This is a genomic window from Candidatus Omnitrophota bacterium (genome assembly GCA_023819145.1).
GTDB lineage: Bacteria > Omnitrophota > Gorgyraeia > DTHP01 > DTHP01 > JBFWKV01.
This window is the reverse complement of record JAMWCW010000002.1, coordinates 66,867-87,290: the sequence shown is the minus strand read 5'-3', so window position 1 is coordinate 87,290 and position 20,424 is coordinate 66,867. Positions and strand designations below refer to the sequence as shown.

General features: G+C 34.5%; 21 protein-coding genes. All 21 read left to right on the top strand.

Annotated features, from left to right (window positions below):
- Positions 1-2 precede the first annotated feature (2 nt).
- Complete coding sequence (locus NC818_01390; GenBank protein ID MCM8783423.1) at positions 3-995, top strand: glycosyltransferase; 993 nt, start codon at positions 3-5, stop codon at positions 993-995.
- Positions 995-2,476 (top strand): B12-binding domain-containing radical SAM protein, encoded by a 1,482-nt coding sequence (locus NC818_01385; GenBank protein MCM8783422.1) that lies wholly within the window; start codon positions 995-997, stop codon positions 2,474-2,476. The genes NC818_01390 and NC818_01385 overlap by 1 nt, the downstream gene beginning before the upstream one ends.
- A 22-nt stretch (positions 2,477-2,498) precedes the next feature.
- A complete protein-coding gene (locus NC818_01380) occupies positions 2,499-3,365 on the top strand; it encodes a polyprenyl synthetase family protein (GenBank protein ID MCM8783421.1) in 867 nt (288 codons plus the stop codon).
- Between the two features lie 81 nt (positions 3,366-3,446).
- Positions 3,447-4,550: a glycosyltransferase family 4 protein gene (locus NC818_01375; GenBank protein MCM8783420.1), complete on the top strand. Its 1,104-nt coding sequence runs from the start codon at positions 3,447-3,449 to the stop codon at positions 4,548-4,550.
- A 3-nt stretch (positions 4,551-4,553) separates the two neighbouring features.
- Positions 4,554-5,642, top strand: coding sequence for a glycosyltransferase family 9 protein (locus NC818_01370; GenBank protein ID MCM8783419.1), 1,089 nt, complete (start codon positions 4,554-4,556; stop codon positions 5,640-5,642).
- Between the two features lie 27 nt (positions 5,643-5,669).
- Entirely contained in the window at positions 5,670-6,800 is a 1,131-nt protein-coding gene (locus NC818_01365) for a DegT/DnrJ/EryC1/StrS family aminotransferase (GenBank protein ID MCM8783418.1), read from the top strand.
- Between the two features lie 24 nt (positions 6,801-6,824).
- The gene (locus NC818_01360; protein MCM8783417.1) at positions 6,825-7,706 is read left to right on the top strand and encodes a transposase; all 882 of its coding nucleotides are present in this window, start codon (positions 6,825-6,827) and stop codon (positions 7,704-7,706) included.
- Between the two features lie 3 nt (positions 7,707-7,709).
- On the top strand, positions 7,710-8,264 hold the full coding sequence (locus tag NC818_01355) for a polysaccharide deacetylase family protein (protein ID MCM8783416.1): 555 nt from the start codon (positions 7,710-7,712) through the stop codon (positions 8,262-8,264).
- Between the two features lie 26 nt (positions 8,265-8,290).
- The gene (locus NC818_01350) at positions 8,291-8,470 is read left to right on the top strand and encodes a hypothetical protein (protein MCM8783415.1); all 180 of its coding nucleotides are present in this window, start codon (positions 8,291-8,293) and stop codon (positions 8,468-8,470) included.
- Positions 8,471-8,472: 2 nt separating this feature from the next.
- Entirely contained in the window at positions 8,473-9,249 is a 777-nt protein-coding gene (locus NC818_01345; protein ID MCM8783414.1) for a glycosyltransferase family 2 protein, read from the top strand.
- Positions 9,242-9,964, top strand: coding sequence for a class I SAM-dependent methyltransferase (locus tag NC818_01340; GenBank protein ID MCM8783413.1), 723 nt, complete (start codon positions 9,242-9,244; stop codon positions 9,962-9,964). The genes NC818_01345 and NC818_01340 overlap by 8 nt, the downstream gene beginning before the upstream one ends.
- 3 nt (positions 9,965-9,967) lie before the next feature.
- On the top strand, positions 9,968-10,648 hold the full coding sequence (locus NC818_01335) for a glycosyltransferase family 2 protein (protein MCM8783412.1): 681 nt from the start codon (positions 9,968-9,970) through the stop codon (positions 10,646-10,648).
- A gap of 113 nt (positions 10,649-10,761) precedes the next feature.
- Positions 10,762-11,841, top strand: a complete 1,080-nt coding sequence (locus NC818_01330) for a DUF2029 domain-containing protein (GenBank protein MCM8783411.1) — start codon at positions 10,762-10,764, stop codon at positions 11,839-11,841.
- A 13-nt stretch (positions 11,842-11,854) separates the two neighbouring features.
- The gene (locus NC818_01325; protein ID MCM8783410.1) at positions 11,855-12,892 is read left to right on the top strand and encodes a GDP-mannose 4,6-dehydratase; all 1,038 of its coding nucleotides are present in this window, start codon (positions 11,855-11,857) and stop codon (positions 12,890-12,892) included.
- Between the two features lie 65 nt (positions 12,893-12,957).
- A complete protein-coding gene (locus NC818_01320) occupies positions 12,958-13,614 on the top strand; it encodes a uracil-DNA glycosylase (GenBank protein MCM8783409.1) in 657 nt (218 codons plus the stop codon).
- 43 nt (positions 13,615-13,657) lie between these two features.
- Positions 13,658-15,622: a primosomal protein N' gene (gene priA, locus NC818_01315; GenBank protein ID MCM8783408.1), complete on the top strand. Its 1,965-nt coding sequence runs from the start codon at positions 13,658-13,660 to the stop codon at positions 15,620-15,622.
- A gap of 15 nt (positions 15,623-15,637) precedes the next feature.
- Positions 15,638-16,135, top strand: a complete 498-nt coding sequence (def, locus tag NC818_01310) for a peptide deformylase (protein ID MCM8783407.1) — start codon at positions 15,638-15,640, stop codon at positions 16,133-16,135.
- Entirely contained in the window at positions 16,132-17,064 is a 933-nt protein-coding gene (fmt, locus tag NC818_01305) for a methionyl-tRNA formyltransferase (protein ID MCM8783406.1), read from the top strand. The genes def and fmt overlap by 4 nt, the downstream gene beginning before the upstream one ends.
- Before the next feature lie 128 nt (positions 17,065-17,192).
- Positions 17,193-18,221 carry a galactose-1-phosphate uridylyltransferase gene (gene galT, locus NC818_01300; protein MCM8783405.1) on the top strand — a complete coding sequence of 343 codons (1,029 nt, stop codon included), beginning with the start codon at positions 17,193-17,195 and terminating at the stop codon, positions 18,219-18,221.
- Between the two features lie 95 nt (positions 18,222-18,316).
- Positions 18,317-19,318: a galactose-1-phosphate uridylyltransferase gene (galT, locus tag NC818_01295; GenBank protein MCM8783404.1), complete on the top strand. Its 1,002-nt coding sequence runs from the start codon at positions 18,317-18,319 to the stop codon at positions 19,316-19,318.
- Positions 19,319-19,368: 50 nt separating this feature from the next.
- Complete coding sequence (gap, locus tag NC818_01290) at positions 19,369-20,370, top strand: type I glyceraldehyde-3-phosphate dehydrogenase (protein MCM8783403.1); 1,002 nt, start codon at positions 19,369-19,371, stop codon at positions 20,368-20,370.
- Positions 20,371-20,424: the final 54 nt, after the last annotated feature.

The following is a 20,424-nucleotide window of genomic DNA, read 5'->3' as shown; positions in this document are numbered from 1 at the left end:
TAATGAAAGTATCCATAGTTATTGCCTGCAAAAAGTCTAATCCTTATTTAGAAGAGTGTTTAAGGCATTGTTTGGAATTAGATTATTCGGATTATGAAATAATTGTTTTACCTGATGAAGAATTTAGTTATCATGATTCAAAAGTTAAAGTTATCCCTACAGGAAAAGTTAATCCCCCTGTAAAAAGAAATAAAATCCTGGGAATTTCATTAGGGGAATTTATTGCCTTTATTGATGACGATGCCTATCCTAAAAAGGATTGGCTAAAATTAGGAACGAGTTATTTCTTGAATTCAGAAATTGCTGCGATAGGTGGTCCTGCAATAACTCCTCAGGAAGATAGCTTGAGACAATTATCCAGCGGGTTGATTTATGAGACTTTTTTGGTAAGCGATGGGCTTACTTATCGCTACCGTCCTGAAAGAAGAAGAGAAGTGGATGATTATCCTTCCTGCAATTTCATTATTCGTAGAGAAATTTTTGAAAAATTAGGAGGATTTAAAACCAATTTTTGGCCTGGAGAAGATACTTTCCTATGCTTAGAAATTGTTAAAAAACTGCGTAAGAAAATTCTTTATGTTCCAGAATTAGTGGTCTATCATCACCGTCGTCCCTTATTTGTTTCTCATTTAAAACAGGTCTCTAATTATGCACTTCATAGGGGATATTTTGCTAAACGGTTTCCTGAAACTTCTTTTAAGATTTCATATCTTACTCCCTCTTTGTTTATTCTTGTTACTATTTTTTCAGGATTTATGGGAATAATTGGAAATGTTTTTTTTGGAAATGTTTTTCTTTTTATTTTTTCTTTTTATATTTTTATTTCTCTTCTTTTTAGTATTTTTAAAATAATTACTGTAGAGAAGTCTAAACTTAAGATATCTAGTCGATTAAAATTATTTTTATTTTTGTCTTTAGGTATAATACTAACTCATTTTACCTACGGTATTTATTTTTTAAAAGGATTATTTTCTAGAAAGATGAAAGAGGAATAATGAAGGTAGTAATTGCTTATCCTCCCTTAGATTCAAAAAAAGGAACTCCGCTTTTGAGTCAGAATCGCCAGTTTCAGTATTTTAAAGAACCAACCTACATTTATCCAGTAGTTCCCGCAATGGCTGCTACTTTGTTAAAGAATAGTGGACACGAAGTTATCTGGATAGATGGAATTGCGGAAGGGATTTCTTATAATGAATTCTTGGAAATTATTAAGAGAGAAAAACCTGATTTAATTGCGATGGAGACAAAAACCCCAGTTATCAAACAACATTGGAGTATAATAGATGAACTCAAGCAACTTTGTAACCCGATAACTGTTTTATTTGGTGACCATGTTACTGCTTTGCCAGAGGAGTCTTTTCAAAATTCTAATGTAGATTTTGTTCTAACGGGTGGTGATTATGACTTTTTATTATTAAGTCTATGTAATAGTCTTAAAAAATTAGGAACTGCGAATTATCAACTGGGAGTGTCGGAATTGGAGCCAGGGATTTACTACCGTGAAAATGGAGAGGTTAAAAAAACTGGGATTTTTCAACTAAACCACGATCTAAATTCTCTGCCTTTTATAGACCGCGATTTGACTAAATGGCAACTCTACGCTTATAAAAATGGAAATTATAAACGTACTCCAGGAACTTATATTATGTCAGGTAGAGATTGCTGGTGGGGAAAATGTAGTTTTTGTAGTTGGCCTACTTTGTATCCCAAATTTAAAGTACGAAAAGCGGATAATGTTCTAAGTGAGATTGGGATATTGATTGACAGGTATAAAATAAAAGAAATAATGGATGATACAGGAACCTTTCCCAAAGGAGATTGGCTTAAGGAGTTTTGTCAAGGAATGATAAAGAGAGGTTATCATAAAAAAATATATATAGACTGTAATATGAGATTTGGAGCATTGACTTTTGAGGATTTTAGGTTAATGAAAAAGGCTAATTTTAGGTTGCTTCTTTTTGGACTAGAGTCAGCAAATCAAAAGACTTTAGATAGAATAAACAAAAATTTAACCGTGGAAAAAATTATAGAAGATTGTAAAATTGCGCGTAAGGCAGAACTTTTTCCACACATTACTATTATGTTTGGTTATCCATGGGAAGATTATGAAGATGCTTTAAAAACATTGAAGTTAGGAAGCTGGCTTTTAAGGAAAGGATATGCGTACACAGTACAAGCAACTCTGGTAATTCCCTATCCATGTACTCCTTTATTTGAAGAATGTAAAGAGAAGGGTTGGTTAAAGACATTCTCTTGGGACAGGTTTGACATGAAGGAACCGATAATGAAAACTCCTATTCCTGATGAAACTCTTATGAAACTTGTGCAGAGAATTTATCGAGTTTCTTTTCATCCTGAATTTATCTATAATCGTATTAGGTCTATAAGAGATTTTCTAGATTTGCTTTATTTTAAAAAGGCAGGGGTTAAGGTTGTAGGGCATATAAAGGATTTTTCTTCAAACTTGACAATTTGAGTTGAACTTAAAGTGTAAAATTATGGAAGGATATTGGAAAGAGAAAGAAAAGTTGGTTAATCAAGCATTGAGTGGTTTTTTGAAAAGCGAAAACAAAAATTGGGGGGAGTTATTAAGATGGATGCGTTACAGCACTCTGGCGAAAGGTAAGAGAATACGCGCTCTATTGGTTTTGATAACGGCAGAAATGTTGGGTAAGGACCCGAAGAAATTTTTGCCAAGTGCCTGTGGGCTGGAGATGATTCATACCAGTTCGCTTATTTTAGATGACCTCCCTTGTATGGATGATGCGGTTTTGCGGAGAGGTAAACCTGCTTTACATCGGGTAAGCGGCGAGGCAAACGCTATTCTTTCTTCCTATGCACTATTAATGAAAGGAATTGAGCTTATTGCTTATAATGCAAAACTGTTAAGAGTTAATGTTTTGCAGTTTGAAAGGATAATAAAGAGTATTACCTTAGCAGTAGGAATTGAGGGAATAAGCTTGGGGCAGTTTCTTGATTTAAAGTATAGCGATTTTAATTATTCCCGAGAAGAGATTGAAAAAGTACATCTTTATAAAACCGCTTCTTTGTTTATTTCCACATTAGAAATTACAGGGATTCTTGCAGGAATAGGAGAAAAAAAGTTGCGAACGCTTAAAAATTATGGTAAGAATTTAGGACTTGCTTTTCAGATTCGCGATGATTTTTTAGAAAAGAGAAGAGAAAAACAGGGAAAATATTCCCTTAAGGACGGGCACAGGCCTAATTATCGCCGGCTTTTAGGCAAAGAAAAAACAAGAAATAATTTCTTAAGATATAAACAGAAAGCAATATTTAATTTAAGGCGGTTTGGTAAGAAGGCAGAGAAATTAAAAGCATTGTTTTCATTTTTAGATATGAGGTAAACGGTTGGGGTTATTAATAAGATAAGAAATTATTTGTTTGTTACTTGCGTTTTTAAAAAATAATTTTTAGCCAAATTTGGAATGGTTATTGGAATTGATATTCGTTCAACGGTGAAAAATGAGAAGACAGGCATAGGTCAGTATACTTACAATTTGCTTAAAATTATCTCTAAAATTGACCATCACCATCGCTATTTGCTTTACAGTCGGATTAGGCCTTTTAGCGGTAAGAAAAACCCAAGAATAAAAAGCAAAAACTTTCGTTTCTTTACGGAAAGATTTTTTAAAAGGCCACAAGTATTTTTTTCTAAAATAGATCTCTACCACAGTTCAAGTTACGACCTTTTTCCTCCCAAAGAAAAGAAATTTGTTTTGACAGTTCATGATGTGATAGTTAAAGCGTACCCAGAGGGACATTCTTCTGATACGGTCGAAAAAGTAACCAGAGTTATGTCTTCTGCTTTGGGGAGAGCGGATGGGATAATGACTGTCTCAGAAAATACCAAGCAGGATGTTATAAGATATTTTAAGTGTTCCGCTGATAAAATTAAAGTAATTCACTTGGGCGCAGGAGAAGAATTTTTTCCTCTAAAAGAGACAGATAAGGAAAAGGCAAAATCTCTGCTTAAGAAATTTGGGATAAAAGATAAATTTGTTCTTTTTGTAGGAACAATTGAGCCAAGGAAAAATTTAAGAAATCTGATTTCTGCATTTAACAAGTTAAAAGAAGAAATTCCCCACCAGTTGGTTATTGTGGGAATGAAAGGTTGGGGAACAGATGAGGTATTTAATTTGGTTGAAGAGTTAAGTTTAAAAGATAGAGTTATTTTTACAGGATATCTCCCACAAACAGATATCAATTTCTTTTATAACCTTTGTGAGTGTTTTGTTTATCCCTCCTTTTACGAAGGATTTGGTTTGCCCATTGTAGAAGCAATGCAGACGGGTTGTCCGGTGATTACCTCAAATACTTCTTCCTGTGCTGAAATTGGTAAGAATACTGCCTTGCTAGTTGAGCCTGGTTATATTGATTCAATTGCCGAGGCAATTCTAAAAGTAGTTAAAGATAAAAATTTAAATCAGGAATTGCGCCAGAAGTCATTAAGAAGGGCAAAGGATTTTTCTTGGAAAGTTGCCGGAGAAAAAACAATGCATTTTTTCGAAGATATTTATCGCCTAAAATAGGTTATGGCTGATTGGAAGAAAAGCAGTTTACATATTTTGGTGATTAATCCTTTTGGAATTGGGGATGTTTTATTTTCTACTCCCTTATTGCGCAATATCCGCAATAGTTTCCCTGATAGTTTTATTGCCTATCTCTGCAATAAGCGGGTAGCTCCTTTACTGGAAAATAACCCCTGTATAGATGAAATATTTGTTTTTGAGAAAGATGAATGGCGGGCATTGTGGAAAAGGTCAAGATTTACATTTGTAAAGAAGTTTTATCTTTTTTTAAGCAGAATTAGAAAAAGAAAATTTCACATCGCCATAGATTTATCTTTGGGAAGACAATATAATTTCTTTTTATGGTTGATTCGTGTGCCTAAGCGGATTGGGTTTGATTATAAAGAAAGGGGTATTTTTCTCACGCACAAAATAAAGATTGATGGCTATCATTATAAGCCGGTGCCAGCGCATTACTTGGAATTGTGCCGGTTTTTAAATATAAAACCTCAACAGATAAAATTAGAGATTCATCTTGATGCTAGAGAGGAAGAAAAAGCAAGACAGATTCTGAAAGAAAACGGTGTTATTGTGGGAGAAGATTTAATCATTGGTATTGCTCCAGGAGGAGGGGCAAGTTGGGGAAAGGAAGCGGTGTTAAAACACTGGAAGTATGATAAATTGGCGAATTTATTAGGCCGTTTGAGAGACTTATATAAGGCAAAGATAATTATGTTTGGTGATGAAAAAGAGAGGGCAATTTGTGATGAGATTGTGGCAAAGACAAAAGATAAACCTTTGAATCTTGCAGGGAAAACAGACCTGCGCACTTTGGCAAGTTTAATGAGACAATGTAGGTTGATTATTTGTAACGACGGAGGGCCTCTACACATGGCAGTGTCTTTGGGAGTGAAGACAGTTTCTATCTTTGGGCCAGTTAATGAAAAGGTTTATGGACCGTACCCGCCAAGTTTTGAACACATTGTAGTTACTAAAGATGTTCCGTGCAGACCTTGCTATTGGAAGTTTCGTATGCCAAAGTGCGAACGAAGGATTTGCCTTGAAGAGATAGAACCACAGGAGATAATGCAGGCAGTAAGAATGCTCTTGTAGGAGGTAGTAGATAGGAGGCATGATGAAATGAAGGTGCCATTTGTGGATTTGAAAAAGCAATATCAGGAGATAGAAAAGGAAGTAGATAAGGGGTTAGATGGACTTTTTAGCAAAGGGGATTTTATTTTAGGAGAAAAGGAAAAGCAGTTTGAGGAGGAATTTGCAAGATATATCGGAACAAAATATGCAGTAGGAGTTAATTCGGGAACCGATGCAATATTTTTGGGATTTTTGAGTTTAGGCATTGGGAAAGGAGATGAAGTAATTGTTCCGGTATTCACTTACATTGCCACTGCTTTAGCGGTTTCTTATACTCAGGCAAAGCCTGTGTTTGTAGATATTGAAGAAAAGACTTATAATCTTGATGTTTCTAAAGTAGAAAAGGCAATCACTAAAAAGACTAAAGCGATTATCCCGGTGCATTTGTATGGACATGCGGTAAATATGGAGCCACTTTTAAAAATTGCGATAAAATATAACTTGAAAATAGTAGAGGATTGTGCTCAAGCACATGGAGCGATATATAAAATCCGAAGCCAGAAATCCGAAGCTCGAAATTTAAAAGTGGGTACTATGGGAGAAGTTGGTTGTTTCAGTTTTTATCCCACCAAGAACTTGGGAGCTTGCGGAGATGGAGGAATAGTGGTGGCTAACGATGAAAAAATTTATAAGAAGCTGTTGATGTTAAGAGACTATGGAAGGAAGTCGCGTTACGAACACATTATAAAAGGATACAATTCACGATTAGATACTCTCCAAGCAGTGATTTTATCTGCAAAATTAAAGAGATTAGATAAATGGAACGAGATGCGGCGCAAAAATGCAAAAATTTATATTAAATATTTAGAGGAACGTAAGAATATTATTTTGCCAATAGAAGAACCTTATGCAGAGCATGTGTATCATATTTTTGCAGTAAGAGTTAAAAATAGAAATAAAGTTGTTGAAAAATTGAGGGAAAAAGGAATTTCTGTATTAATTCACTATCCTATTCCTTTGCATTTACAGGTAGCGTATAAAGAATTGGGTTATAAGAAAGGAGATTTTCCTGTTGCCGAAAAAGTAGCTGATGAAATTTTATCGTTACCGATGTCTCCGCATCTAACAAAAAAAGAAATTGAATATATTTGTGATAATCTAATAAAATTTACACTTTAAGTTCAACACAGAATGTAAAATTAGATGGAAGAAAGATTGTATTTCTCGTATAGGAACAAAATTATAAGTGCGGGAGGGATTTATCATATTACTCAACGTGCACCAGGAAATGAAATGATTTTTGTAGAAGAAGATGATTATTTCAGGATGCTTTCTCTTTTGAAAGAGTGGGTAAAAGGATTTAACTTGGAACCTTTTTCTTTTTGTTTAATGCCCAATCATTATCATCTTCTTTTAAAAATAAACGAGCCTAACCTTTCTAAGGCTATGCATTCATTAAATACTACCTATGCCTTGAATTTTAATTCAAAATATCAAAGAAAAGGGCATGTATTTTGTGGGGTTTATAGGGCAAGTATTTGCTTAGATGACACACACCTTATTGGTAGTTCGCTATATATTCATCTTAATCCTCAGAAAGCAGGATTAGTTAAAAAAGCCCAAGATTATCGTTGGTCTTCAGTAGGAGTTTATATAAATCCTGGAAAGAAAAGTTTTATAAGAAGCAGTTATATCCTTAAGATCATTGATGGTGATTTACAAAAAGCAGCCAAAATTTATGAAGATATGTTAAGTAATTATCCGAGTCTGGAATATAAAGATATAAACGAAAACCCTCGAGCAGTAATTGATTTCTGTAAGTGTATAATTCATAAATTCCCACAAGTTCTTTTTAAAGGAGCAATTAAAAAAGATTTTCTTCTGCAAGAATTAGCGATAGATAAGATGATTGAGGAGTGTCGCAAGAGTAAGAGAAGATGTGCTCCTCAGGATAAAGAAGGCGTGATTTATCTGGCAAAACGATTGCAAACTCGTGGATATAATGTTTCGGAGATTGCTAAGATCCTTGGTATCACTCGTCAAACATTGTATAATTTGACAAATAAAGTTCAACTTAAAATGTAAAAGATGAAGAAGGAAATTTTTGTTATTTTTTTGTGCATTTTAATTTTTATTATTTGGGCTTTTCCCAAATATAGTATTCCTGTTTTACTTTATCACAGTATAAGCGATAATGATAACCTCCTTTCGGTTAAACCCGATAATTTTAAAAAGCAGGTTGCCTATTTAAAGAAAGCTAATTATAGGATAATTAAGTTAGACGAATTTTTAGAGATAATGGAAAGTAGAAAGAAAATTCCCCGCAAAACAGTGGTGATAACCTTTGACGATGGATATAAAGATAATTTTACTTATGCTTATCCAATACTTAAGGAATGTAATTTTCCGGCAATTATTTTTTTAATTACTGGGAAAGTTGGAAAAGAAATTGATTTTTTAAACTGGGATGAGATAAAAGAAATGGTGGGTAGTAAAATTATAGATTTTGGTGGGCATACAAGAAATCATATTTATCTTCCTTCTATACAAAATGAAGAAAAACTCTGGAAGAAATTTATGGCTGTAAAGAAGATATTGAGAAAAATACCGAAGTTGTTGTTAAATATTTTAGTTATCCTATAGGAGGGTTTTCAGAAAAGATAAAAGAAATGGTAAAAAAAGCAGGCTATAGTGCAGGTTTAACTACCAATCGGGGAAGTGATTTATGCAATCTAAAAGACCCATATGAATTTAATCGCATTTCCGTAAGAAACGTTAGTCTTTTAAAATTCAAGGTTAAAGTATCAGGATATTATAATCTTTTCAGGAAAGGTAAAAGACCGTATTAAAAATGATTAAGAAAATTCCTCTAACTGTAGTGATATTGGTAAAGAATGAAGAAGAGAGGATAAGGGATTGTATTTTGTCGGTAAAGGACTGGGTTGAGGAGATAATTGTAGTTGATGATGAGTCAACTGATAGAACTGTAGAAATTGCGCAAAGTTTGGGGGCAAAGGTTTTGAAAAGAAAAATGGATATAGAAGGAAAACAGCGTAACTGGGCATATCAACAAGCAAAGAATCTTTGGGTTTTAAGTTTAGATGCAGATGAACGCGTGACCGAAATGTTACGGGATGAGATATGCAAAATTTTTGCAGAAGGTCTTAAATTTAATGGTTATACTCTACCCCGAAGAAATTTCATTGGAGATTACTGGTTGAGATATGGAGGGGAGTATCCCGCTCCGCAATTGAAATTGTTCCGAAAAGACAAGTTTAGATTTGAAGAAGTAGGGGTTCATCCTCGGGCATTTTTAGAAGGAAAATGCGGGCGCTTAAAAAACGATTTACTTCATTACTCTTATCGCAATTTTAGTGACTATTTAAATAAATTAAACAATCAGACTACGCGTGAGGCGGAAAAGTGGATGCTTACAGGAAGAAAAATGACTTTTGGGCATGCTTTATGGCGTACTTTAGATAGGTTTTTTTATAGGAGATTATTAAGAAAAAAAGCTTATCGTGATGGGATTTATGGCTTTATGGTAGCAGTATTTTCTGGACTTTATCAGTTATTAAGCTATGCCAAATATAGGGAAATGCTGGAGAAAAGAATAAAACATGAGTAAAAAACGAAACCTTCTTTTGGATAAAATCATAGAGATTATGAATGAAGAAAAAAGAGGAATAGTTTTAGATATAGGCTGTGGAGACGGAGATTATAGTTTTGGGATTAAAAAGTTAGGATTTCAAGTAACTGCTTTAGATATAGATGATAAGAGATTTAGATATAAAGATGAAATAGAATTTATAAAATGCGATATAACCAAAGGATTACCTTTCTCTGATAATAGTTTTGATTATGTATTGTTTTTAGAGGTGATAGAGCATCTGTATAATCCTTATTTTGTTATCCAAGAAATAAATCGTCTTTTGAAACCAGGGGGATTGATTATTTTATCTACTCCAAATATACTAAATATCAGATCAAGGTTAAGGTTTTTCTTCGAAGGAAGTTTTGATTTTTTTCGAGAACCAACATTAGAATATTCTGAGTATTTTGGAAATAAAAACATTCATGTAACGATTTGGCGTTATCAAGAGCTTGAGTATTTATTTGCGATTACTAATCTACGTATTGAAAAGATCTTAACAGATTTAATTAAAACGCAGCAAAAATTGTTAGCTTTTGTATTTCAACCCATAATAAAATTACAACTTTATTTTAAAAGATTTCGTTCTCTTAAAAAAGGCGGAATTGATTATACACGAATACATAGATTACTTCTTTCTCCTGAATTGCTTTTAGGTAGACATCTTATTATCAAAGCAAGGAAAGAATAATAAATGAAACTCTCGGTAATTGTTCCCGTTTATAATGAAAAGGATTTTATTGGGGAAATAATTAAACAGATTGAGCAGGTAGAAATTTATAAAGAGATAATTGTTGTAGACGACTGTTCTATAGATGGTACGGATGAATATTTAAAGAGATTATCTGATAAGAATAATATTAAAATTATTTACCACGATTGGAATCAAGGAAAAGGAGCCTGTATACGGACTGCTTTGAAATATGCAAAAGGAGATTATGTAATCATACAGGATGCGGACTTAGAATATAATCCAGAAGAGTATAATAAGTTATTAGATACCGCTTATAAAAATAAAGCTTTGGTAGTTTATGGCTCAAGGTTTTTAAAGGGTAGTTTTAAAAAATTTAGTCCTTTACAATATTTGGCAAACAGGATTTTGACTTTTTTTACTAATTTTTTATATGGAGCTCATCTTACAGATATTGAAACCTGTTATAAACTTTTTTATCGGGATATAATATCTAAATTTGTTATAGAAAGTAACCGTTTTGATATAGAAGTTGAACTTACTTCTAAGGTTTTAAAGAATAAAATAAAAATAATTGAGGTTCCTATAGAATACCGAGGGAGAAGATATCGCGAAGGAAAAAAGATAAAAGCGAAAGATGGGATAATTTCTTTTATAAAATTGTTTTTATATAGATTGAAATGATGAAAATAAATTTCCATATATTCTGGAAAGTTTTACTAGTAATAGTTTTATTTTCTGGATTTTTCGTACAATATCGATACCGCGCTCCAAAGAGAAATTTTTCAGATTTTCATATGCTTTATCACGCAGGGAAAAGATTTGTAGAGAGAGAGCCAATTTATACCTTTGAAGGGGGAATTTCTTATTATAAATACCCTCCCTTCTATGCGTTTCTAATATCCTTTCTTGCCAGACTTTCTGAACGGACCGCTGCAAGCGTTTGGTTTTTAGCAAATATATTGTTTTTCCTGTTGTTGATTTACACCTTAAAAGAATTAATCATAGAAAATAAAGATGAGTTTAAGGCTTATACTTTATTTTATTTTTTTAGTGTGATTACTTCCCTTAGGTTTATTACTGGTAATTTTCATCAAGGTCAATCTAATATTTTAATGATGTGTTTGTTTTTCTTGGGGTTATACTTTTTTGATAAAAACAGAGAAAATTTAGCCAGTTTCCTTATCGCTTTTTCTATAATGATAAAGTATATGACAGTTTTGTTTCTGCCCTGGTTTTTGTTAAGAAAGAAACTCCGTTTTTTAACGAAAGTTATAGTATTTATTATTATCTTTAATTTAATACCCGCCATCTTCTTAGGTTGGAAAACCAATTGGACCCTTCTGAAGGAGGGGACGTGTTTTTTGTTTAAGAGTTCTTTGGATAACTATTCCCTAACCTGTTATCCTAACCAATCACTTCTTGCCTGCCTAAACAGGTTTTTTTCTCAAGAAAGTTTTTATAAAGTAAATCTTCTTTATTTACCTCAGAAAACAGTCAATATTATTTTTATTGTTGTAGCAATGATACTTTATCTATTGGCGATAATCCCCGGCAGAAAGATTATGTATGATTTTTCGCTAATTTCTATTTGTATTGCTTTATTTAATCCTAATTCTTGGAGATATTTTTATATCTGGCTTTTACCTTCCTATATGATTTTGATTTATTATCTTATTAAAGCAGAGGTGAAAAATAAGTGGATTCTGGTTTCTATAATTATTTCGTTTGTTTGTTGTTCTTTATTTTCGGAAGAAATAATAGGGGGGAAACTGGCGGATATTTTTGAAATTTATTCCTGTGTTACCATAGGTGCACTCTTTTTGTTTTTAAGTTTATTGCGTTTGAAATTCCTAAATAAAGAGTTTATAAAATAAAAAAGGAGGGAAAATGAAAATTCTTATTACCGGAGGAGCAGGGCTTGTGGGTTCGCATTGCGCAGAATACTTTGCAAAAAAGGATAACGATGTAGTTGTTTTGGACAATCTTATGCGTTCAAAACTTTTTGGCTATGATAAGGATTCGGTAGAATATAACTGGAACTATTTGGGAAAATTTAAAAACATAAAAAGAGTTCTAGGAGATGTGCGTAATGAAGAGGATGTGAAAAAAGCAATGGGTAAGGGAGTGGATGTAGTTATTCATACTGCAGGTCAACCGGGGGTGCCTTCCAGCGTAAGAATGCCTCGTGAAGACTTTGGTATCAATGCCTTTGGCACGCTTAATGTATTAGAGACATTACGTCAGATTTCGCCTCAGGCAACCTTTATTTATACCTCAACCAATAAAGTTTACGGAGAAAATGTAGATAAATTTCCTATTGTGGAGAAAAATACACGTTATGTTTTCAAAGATATTAAAGGGATTTCCGAAAATCTTTCTACTGATTTAACCGGACACACCCCTTACGGAGTAAGTAAATTGGTGGGAGATTTATATACTCAAGAATATGCGCATATCTATGGAATGAAAACTGGAGTGTTTCGCATGTCCTGCATCTATGGGATAAGGCAATTTGGCTTTGAGGACCAAGGGTGGGTGGCTTGGTTTGTAATCGCTACACTTTTGGATAAGCCGATAACTGTTTATGGTAATGGGAAACAGGTACGCGATTTGCTCTATGTGAGCAATTTGGTAGAAGCGTTTGATAAGTTTATAAAATCCGATATAAAAAATGAGGTATTTAATATTGGAGGAGGGGCAAGTAACACTATTTCCCTTCTAGAAATGTTTAAGTTTCTGAAAAAAAAGACAGGCAAAAGTCCAAAAATAAGTTTCTCTCACTGGCGACCTTCAGACCAGAAGGTTTATATCTCGGATATTACTAAGGTGAGCAGAACTTTAAAATGGAAACCCGAAATTAATCCCGAAGAAGGCATAGATAGAATAATTTGTTGGGTCAAGCAAAATTTAGAATATTTTAAATAAATCTTCTAAACACTAATTATTAATAAATACTCCCCCGACAATGCATAATCTATGTTTGTATTTAAATGAATAATTTCTTGGAAAAAACCTTAAGAAACATTGAGGGTTATTTAGAGATAGAGAGAAAGATGGGAGTAGAATATTTTATGAAAGGGGGAAGCATTCAGAAGAGATTAGATTTGCTTAAAGAGATTAGAGAAGAGGTCTTAATTTGCCAAAAGTGTACTCTTTACAAAACAAGGAAAAATATAGTTTTTGGCGAAGGGAATCCTTATGCAAAGATTATCTTTTTGGGAGAGGCACCTGGTGAAGAAGAAGATAAAGAAGGCAAACCTTTTGTGGGAAAGGCAGGGAAATTACTTACGCAGATTATTGAAGCAATGGGATTTAGGAGGGAGGAGGTTTATATCGCTAACGTCTTAAAATGTCGTCCACCGTACAATCGTTCTCCTTATCCTCAAGAAATTAATGCATGTTTTGACTATTTAAAACGACAGATTGAGATTATTAAACCAAAGGTAATTTGTGCTTTGGGGAGGTTTGCGAATCTTGCTTTATCTAAAAAAGACCTTTCTTTGACCCAAGTCCATGGACAAGAATATCTCTATGAAGGAATAAAGGTTATTCCTACTTTTCATCCCGCATATCTTTTACGTAATCCATCAGAAAAAAAAGCTGCATGGCAAGATTTTAAAAAGGCAATAAAAATAGTACAACCCTAAAGTAATAAGTTTAGGATTTAGATTTTGGGATTTGAATACAATTATGGATAAATACGCCGAAGTAATTTTCGGGCTTCCACTTAAAAAGTCATTTGACTATGCGATCCCTGATTCCTTAATGAAGGATGCAGAGATTGGGAAAAGAGTTTATGTTCCTTTTGGAAAAAGGAAGGTCGTAGGTTACTGTATTGGAAAAAGTAAAAAAAGTAAGAGTTCTTATACCAAAGAAATTATTTCCGTTTTAGATAAAGAGATTCTTTTTACAAAAAAAATACTCTTTTTTCTGAAAACTCTTTCTGAGCATTATTTTGCCAGTTGGGGCGAAATGATGGCATTAGCTACTCCTGCCTATCTCCGCCGACCTAAAAAAACATTAGTTTTGGAAGAAAAACCGCAAACCTTAAGTAAAGAGAGAATTTTTACAAAATTTTCTCCTGAGGCTGAGAGAATGATTAATTTAATAAAGGAGAAAGAAAATTTCAATTTTCTTATTTTCGAGGACTATTTTCAAGAAAAGAGATTAAATATCTATTACGAAATTTGCGAATGGGTTCTTAATGAAGGAAAGAGCGTGCTTATTATTGTTCCGGAAATTTACATAGCTGATAATCTGTATTCTGTGTTAAAAAGAAAATTTGATTCTTATGAGATTATTCTTTATCACAGTGGATTTAGCGAGAAGGATGGTTTCATTAACTGGTGTAAGATTAGAGGGAAATACCCCAAGGTAGTTATAGGAACAAGAATGGCAGTTTTCCTTCCTCAGGAAAACTTTGGATTAATTATCGTAGAGGATGAAAGTTCTACTTTTCATAAACAAGATGAATTTCCCTTTTTTAATGCAAGAGATGTGGCAATTTGTCGTGCAAATTATTTTAAAATACCTTTGATATTGGTGGGTATTCCGCCTTTGGTAGAAACTTATTATAAAGCAAAGAAAGATGGTTTTTGGCTTATTGACTTAAGAAATAAGCCCGAGAGATATCCGAATGTATCTGTTATAGACTTATCAAGTGGCAGACGAAGTAAAAACTATATAACTAAGCCTTTGGAAATAAAGATAAATGAAGTTTTAGAAAAAGGTAATAAGGTCTTTCTTGTGCTTAATCGCAGAGGTTTTGCTACTTTTATCAGATGTAGGAAATGTGGTAGAGTAATGCGTTGTGAACGTTGTGAGCGGAATTTTATCTATCATTTCTCTATTAAGAAGCTGGTTTGTCATTATTGTGGAGCTGTTCAGGAAGCACCTTCACTCTGTCCTAATTGCCAAACATCCTATTTACGTTATCAGGGTATAGGGACGGAGAAGCTGGAGAGTGAATTGAGTAGACTTTTCCCTCGCGCAAAAACCGCAAGGATTGATTTAGATATTAAACGGGAAAAGGTATTGAAAAATGTGCTTAAAGATTTTCAGGAAAAACGTATAGATATTTTAACGGGAACAAACATGCTCGTAAAATTGCCTCCCTTATCTGGAATTGGACTCGTGGGGATAGTCAATTTAGAAGAGGATGTTAAATTCCCTGATTTTCGGGGGGGAGAGAGGATTTTTTCTTTGTTGATAAGATTCTTGAGTTTGTTAAAACAAGATAATGAATGGGGGGAGCTTTTGATTCAAACGCGTAATCCGCAAAATAATTTATTTGATGCTTTAAAGAAACTTGATTATGAGATGTTTTATCAAGATGAATTGAGTTTAAGAAAAGAATTAGGATTACCACCTTTTAAGAATCTTATAGTCCTTAATCTGCGGGGTAAGAACCAAAAAAATGTAGAAAAAAATGCCCATCTTTTGGCAAGGAGCATAAAGGAAATGAATACTTCGCGAGGAATTTTTATATCCGATGCCATTCCTCATCCGGTTTTAAAACTGAGAGATAAATATCGCTGGCAAATTTTTATAAAATCTGGTAATATAAAAAATGTATTTGCTCTGTTGGATAAGGTTTTTAAGAAGCAAAGAAAATTTAAAGGCAACGTTTTGACTATTGATATAGAACCTAAGTGAAAAAAGATAGAGACTATGGCAATATTAAGAATTATTGTGTTTCCGGATAGTGTGTTGAGAAAAAAAGCGATGGTAGTGACAAAAATTAACGATGAGGATAGGAAGTTGATTAAGGATATGATAGATACGATGTATGTTTCAGATGGGGTGGGTTTAGCTGCTCCACAGGTAGGGGTTAGTAAAAGAATATTTATTGCCAATTCTAGTGGAGAACGAGGTAAAGAATTAGTGATTGTTAATCCGCGCATTTTAGAAAAGTCTTTAGCTAAAGAAGTCCTTACTGAAGGTTGCCTTAGCCTGCCGGGGGTTTCAGCAGAAGTAAAAAGAAGCAAAAAAGTGGTTTTGAAATTTGAAGATTTAGAAGGCAGAGAAAGAATTATTAATGCCGAAGGTATTTTGGCACGCATTATTCAACATGAAACGGACCACTTAGATGGAGTTTTGTTTATTGACCGCATTGGTGCTCTGAAACGATTCCGTCTTTTGAAAAAGTTCAAGAGAAACAGACGATGAAGATTATCTTCTGGGGAACTTCCCATTTTGCGACTCCCAGTCTGGAAGAGGTTAGTTGTAGTGGGCATGAGATTTTGTCGGTAGTGACACAACCTGATAAAAAACAAGGAAGACATCTGGAATTAAAACCTCCGCCGGTAAAGACCAAAGCGGTAGTCTTGCGTCTAGAAGTAGTTCAACCCGAGGACATCAGAAGCAGGGAGTTCATAGAATATTTAGAGGAAAAGAAAGCAGACCTTTTTGTAATAGTTTCTTACGGAAAGATTTTACCCCGCGAAATTCTCGCCATTCCCAAATTTTATACAATTAATCTGCACGCTTCACTTTTACCCCGCTATAGAGGAGCGGCTCCTATAAACTGGGCGATATTAAATGGAGAACAAGAAACAGGTTTGAGTATCTTTAAAGTAACTGAGAGAATGGATGCGGGGGAAATAATTCTTCAGAAGAGAATTGCTATTTTTGAAAATGAAGATGCAATTACCCTGGGGGAGAGATTAAGCAAAGAAGGTGCAAGATTGTTAAAAGAAGCGATAGATTTGATAGAAGAAGGGAGAGCGGTTTTAATACCTCAGGATGAAAATGAAGTTAGTTTTGCTCCTTTGCTTAAAAAAGAAGATGGAAGAATAGATTGGAATAACCCAGCAGTAAAGATATATAACCAGACAAGAGCACTCGTTCCTTGGCCGGGAAGTTTTTGCCGATGGCATAATAAACTTCTTAAAATATGGAAAACACAAGTGGTAGAGGGCAGTTTTTTAGACGCCCAATACGGAGAGATAGTTGATATCAATAAGGACGGTTTCATAGTTAAGACGGGACAGGGAGGGATTTTGATAAAAGAATTACAACTGGAGGGCGGAAAGAGAATGTCTGCAGAGAAATTTCTTCTTGGACATCAATTGGGGAAAGGAGAATTATTAACCTAATTGTTTTTTATTTGAATCTGTTTAATCAGTATGTTAGTCTATATAATTCGTCTTATTAAAATTTATACTTGCAATTTATAAAAATATTGCTATAATGAACATCTTAATTTAAAAGAAAGGAAATAAAAATGCCAGAACTGCGTAAAGACCCTATTATTGGAAGATGGGTAATTATTGCTACCGAAAGAGCAAAGAGACCCCACGATTTTGTTTCTTTACAGGAAGAGCCTTCCGAAGATGGTTGTCCATTTTGTGAAGGAAATGAAGAACATACGCCTCCTGAGATTTTTGCTTTCCGCAAGCCAAACACACAAAGGAATAAATCAGGCTGGGATGTGAGAGTTGTTCCGAGTATTGCTCCTATTTTGCGGATTGAAGGGAATATTAATCGACAGGGTAGAGGGATGTATGATGTAATGCACGGAGTAGGGGCGCATGAAGTAGTGATTGAAACTCCTCAGCACATTGCCAATATGGCGGATATTTCTGAAGAACAAATTGCCAAGGTTTTTCTTGCTTACATTGAGCGAGTAACTGATTTAGGAAAAGATTTACGTTTTAAATATGTGCTTGTATTTAAGAACTATGGATGGAGTGCGGGGGGTGGAAGGGTAAAACATACGCGTTCACAATTGATGGCGATGCCAGTTAATCCTAAACGAGTAAAAGAGGAACTTTTGGGCGCAAGGACATATTTTGAATTTAAAGAGAGATGTATATTTTGCGATGTTATTAGACAGGAACTTGATTCCGGAGAAAGAATTGTAATGGAATCCGATGGTATAGTTGCTTTTACTCCTTTTGCGGCGCGTTTTCCTTTTGAGACGTGGGTTATTCCCAAAAATCATTCTGCGGATTTTATCACTTTAAAAAGGCAGGAAGTTTTTGATTTGGCTAAAGTAATGAAACAGGTGTTAACTAAGCTTAAAAAGGCACTTAATGACCCACCTTATAATTACATAATTCATACCGCGCCCTTTAGAATACCTAAAAAGCCAGGATATTGGAAAACTTTGGATGAGGACTATCACTGGCATATTGAAATAATCCCTCGTCTCACGCGGGTCGCGGGTTTTGAATGGGGTTCGGGATTTTATATCAATCCCACTCCCCCGGAAGAGGCAGCAAAATATCTCAGAGAATTGGAAATTGCTTGAAATTAGTTGATTGGAATTAGTTGAATAGTCGAGTAGGTAAAGAGTGAAATAGTTAAATAGAGAATTAGAAGGTCGATATTTAAAAGGATGGGAATATGGCAGAATTAAGAAGAGATCCGGTTACAGGAAGATGGGTGATTATTGGTAATGAAAAAGAATGCACCCCTGAAGATTTTGAAGTTGAAACTCATGTGAGAGGTAAAGGAGTTTGTCCTTTTTGTCCGGGAAATGAAACAATGACTCCTCCAGAAATAATTGCCCACCGTGAAGGGGCAACTAGTCCAGATACCCCCGGTTGGCTTACACGCGTCGTTCCTAATAAGTTTCCTGCACTTCAAATAGAAGGTGGTTTGAATAAACGAGGAATAGGAGTTTATGATTTAAGCAATGGTATTGGTGCTCATGAGGTAATTATAGAAAATCCAGACCACAATCGCGAAATTGCTGATTTACAGGACCACGAAGTTGAGAGAGTTATCTGGTGTTATCGTAATCGGAGCATTGATTTACGGGGAGATAAACGATTTAAATATATTCTTATTTTTAAGAATTATGGGAAGAGTGCTGGGGCTTCTTTGGAACATCCCCATTCTCAACTTATTGCTTTACCGGTTGTTCCTAAACGAGTGCAAGAGGAATTACGCGGTTCGCAGAAGTATTTTGAGTACCGTGAACGGTGTGTATTCTGCGATATGATAAGACAGGAATTGCAAGACGAAAAAAGGATAATTATGGAAAATAAACATTTTATTGCTTTCGCTCCTTTTGTTTCCTGTTTCCCTTTTGAATTCTGGATTATACCCAAAGAACATGAATCAGATTTCTCATATATACAAAGAGAAGAGGTAATAAGTTTTGCGAATATCCTCCGCGAGATGCTTAAACGAGCAAAAATAGTGCTCCGTGATCCTTCCTTCAATTTTATTATCCATACCTCACCTTTGGAAGGGATGGAAAGAGAGGACTATCATTGGCACCTGGAGTTCATGCCTAAACTGACCCGCCTTGCTGGTTTTGAATGGGGGACGGGTTTCTATATAAATCCTATGCGGCCTTCCCATGCAGCAAAATATCTCCGAGAAGTAAAGATTAGTTAAATAGTTGATTAGATAAATGGTTAAACAGTTTTAAAAAGGAGGAGGTAAAAATGGGTGTAAGAATTGGAATTAATGGTTTTGGGAGGATTGGAAGACTTGTTTTCCGAGCGGGTTATAAAGATTTGGATGTAGTAGTGATTAATGATTTGCCAGTGGGGACAAAAGTCTTAGGACATCTTTTAAAATACGATTCTACCTTTGGAACATTTTCGGCTAATGTAGAGACAAAAGAGGATGCTTTGATTGTAGATGGGAAGGAAATAAAGGTAACCAGTTTTAAATCGCCGGCAGAAATTCCTTGGAAGAATTTAGGGGTGGATATTGTTGTAGAATCAAGCGGAGTATTTACGGATAAAGAAAAAGCAATTGGGCACATCCAACAAGGAGCAAAAAAGGTCATTATTACCGCTCCTGCCAAAAATGAAGATATTACGATTGTTTTAGGAGTTAATGATACTAATTACGACCCTAAAAACCATCATATAATTTCTAATGCTTCCTGTACTACTAACTGTCTTGCTCCTGTGGCAAAAGTTTTATTAGACAATTTTGGAGTAAAAAAGGGATTAATGACCACTATCCATTCTTATACCAATGACCAAAGAGTCCTTGACCTTCCGCATAAAGATTTACGACGGGCAAGAGCGGCAAATCTTTCGATGATTCCTACTACCACCGGGGCAGCTAAGGCAATAGGATTAGTTCTTCCCCAGTTGAAAGGAAAAATGGATGGACTGGCAATCAGAGTTCCTACTCCAAACGTCTCTTTGGTAGATTTGGTCTGTGAAGTGGAAAAGGATGCTACCAAAGAGGAAATTAATTCTGCTTTCAAACGTGCTTCAGAGACAAACCTTAAAGGAATACTCTATTATTGCGACCTTCCTCTAGTTTCTCGCGATTTTAATGGTTCAAATTATTCGGCAATATTTGATGCGGAATTGACCAATGTGATAGATAAACGTTTGGTAAAAGTTCTTGCCTGGTACGATAATGAGTGGGCATATTCTTTAAGAGTAGTAGATTTGGTTAAATTGGTGGCAAAGAAATTATAAAATTCGCGAAAAAGTTTAAAAGATTAACGCAAAAAAACAAAATCTACCACGAAA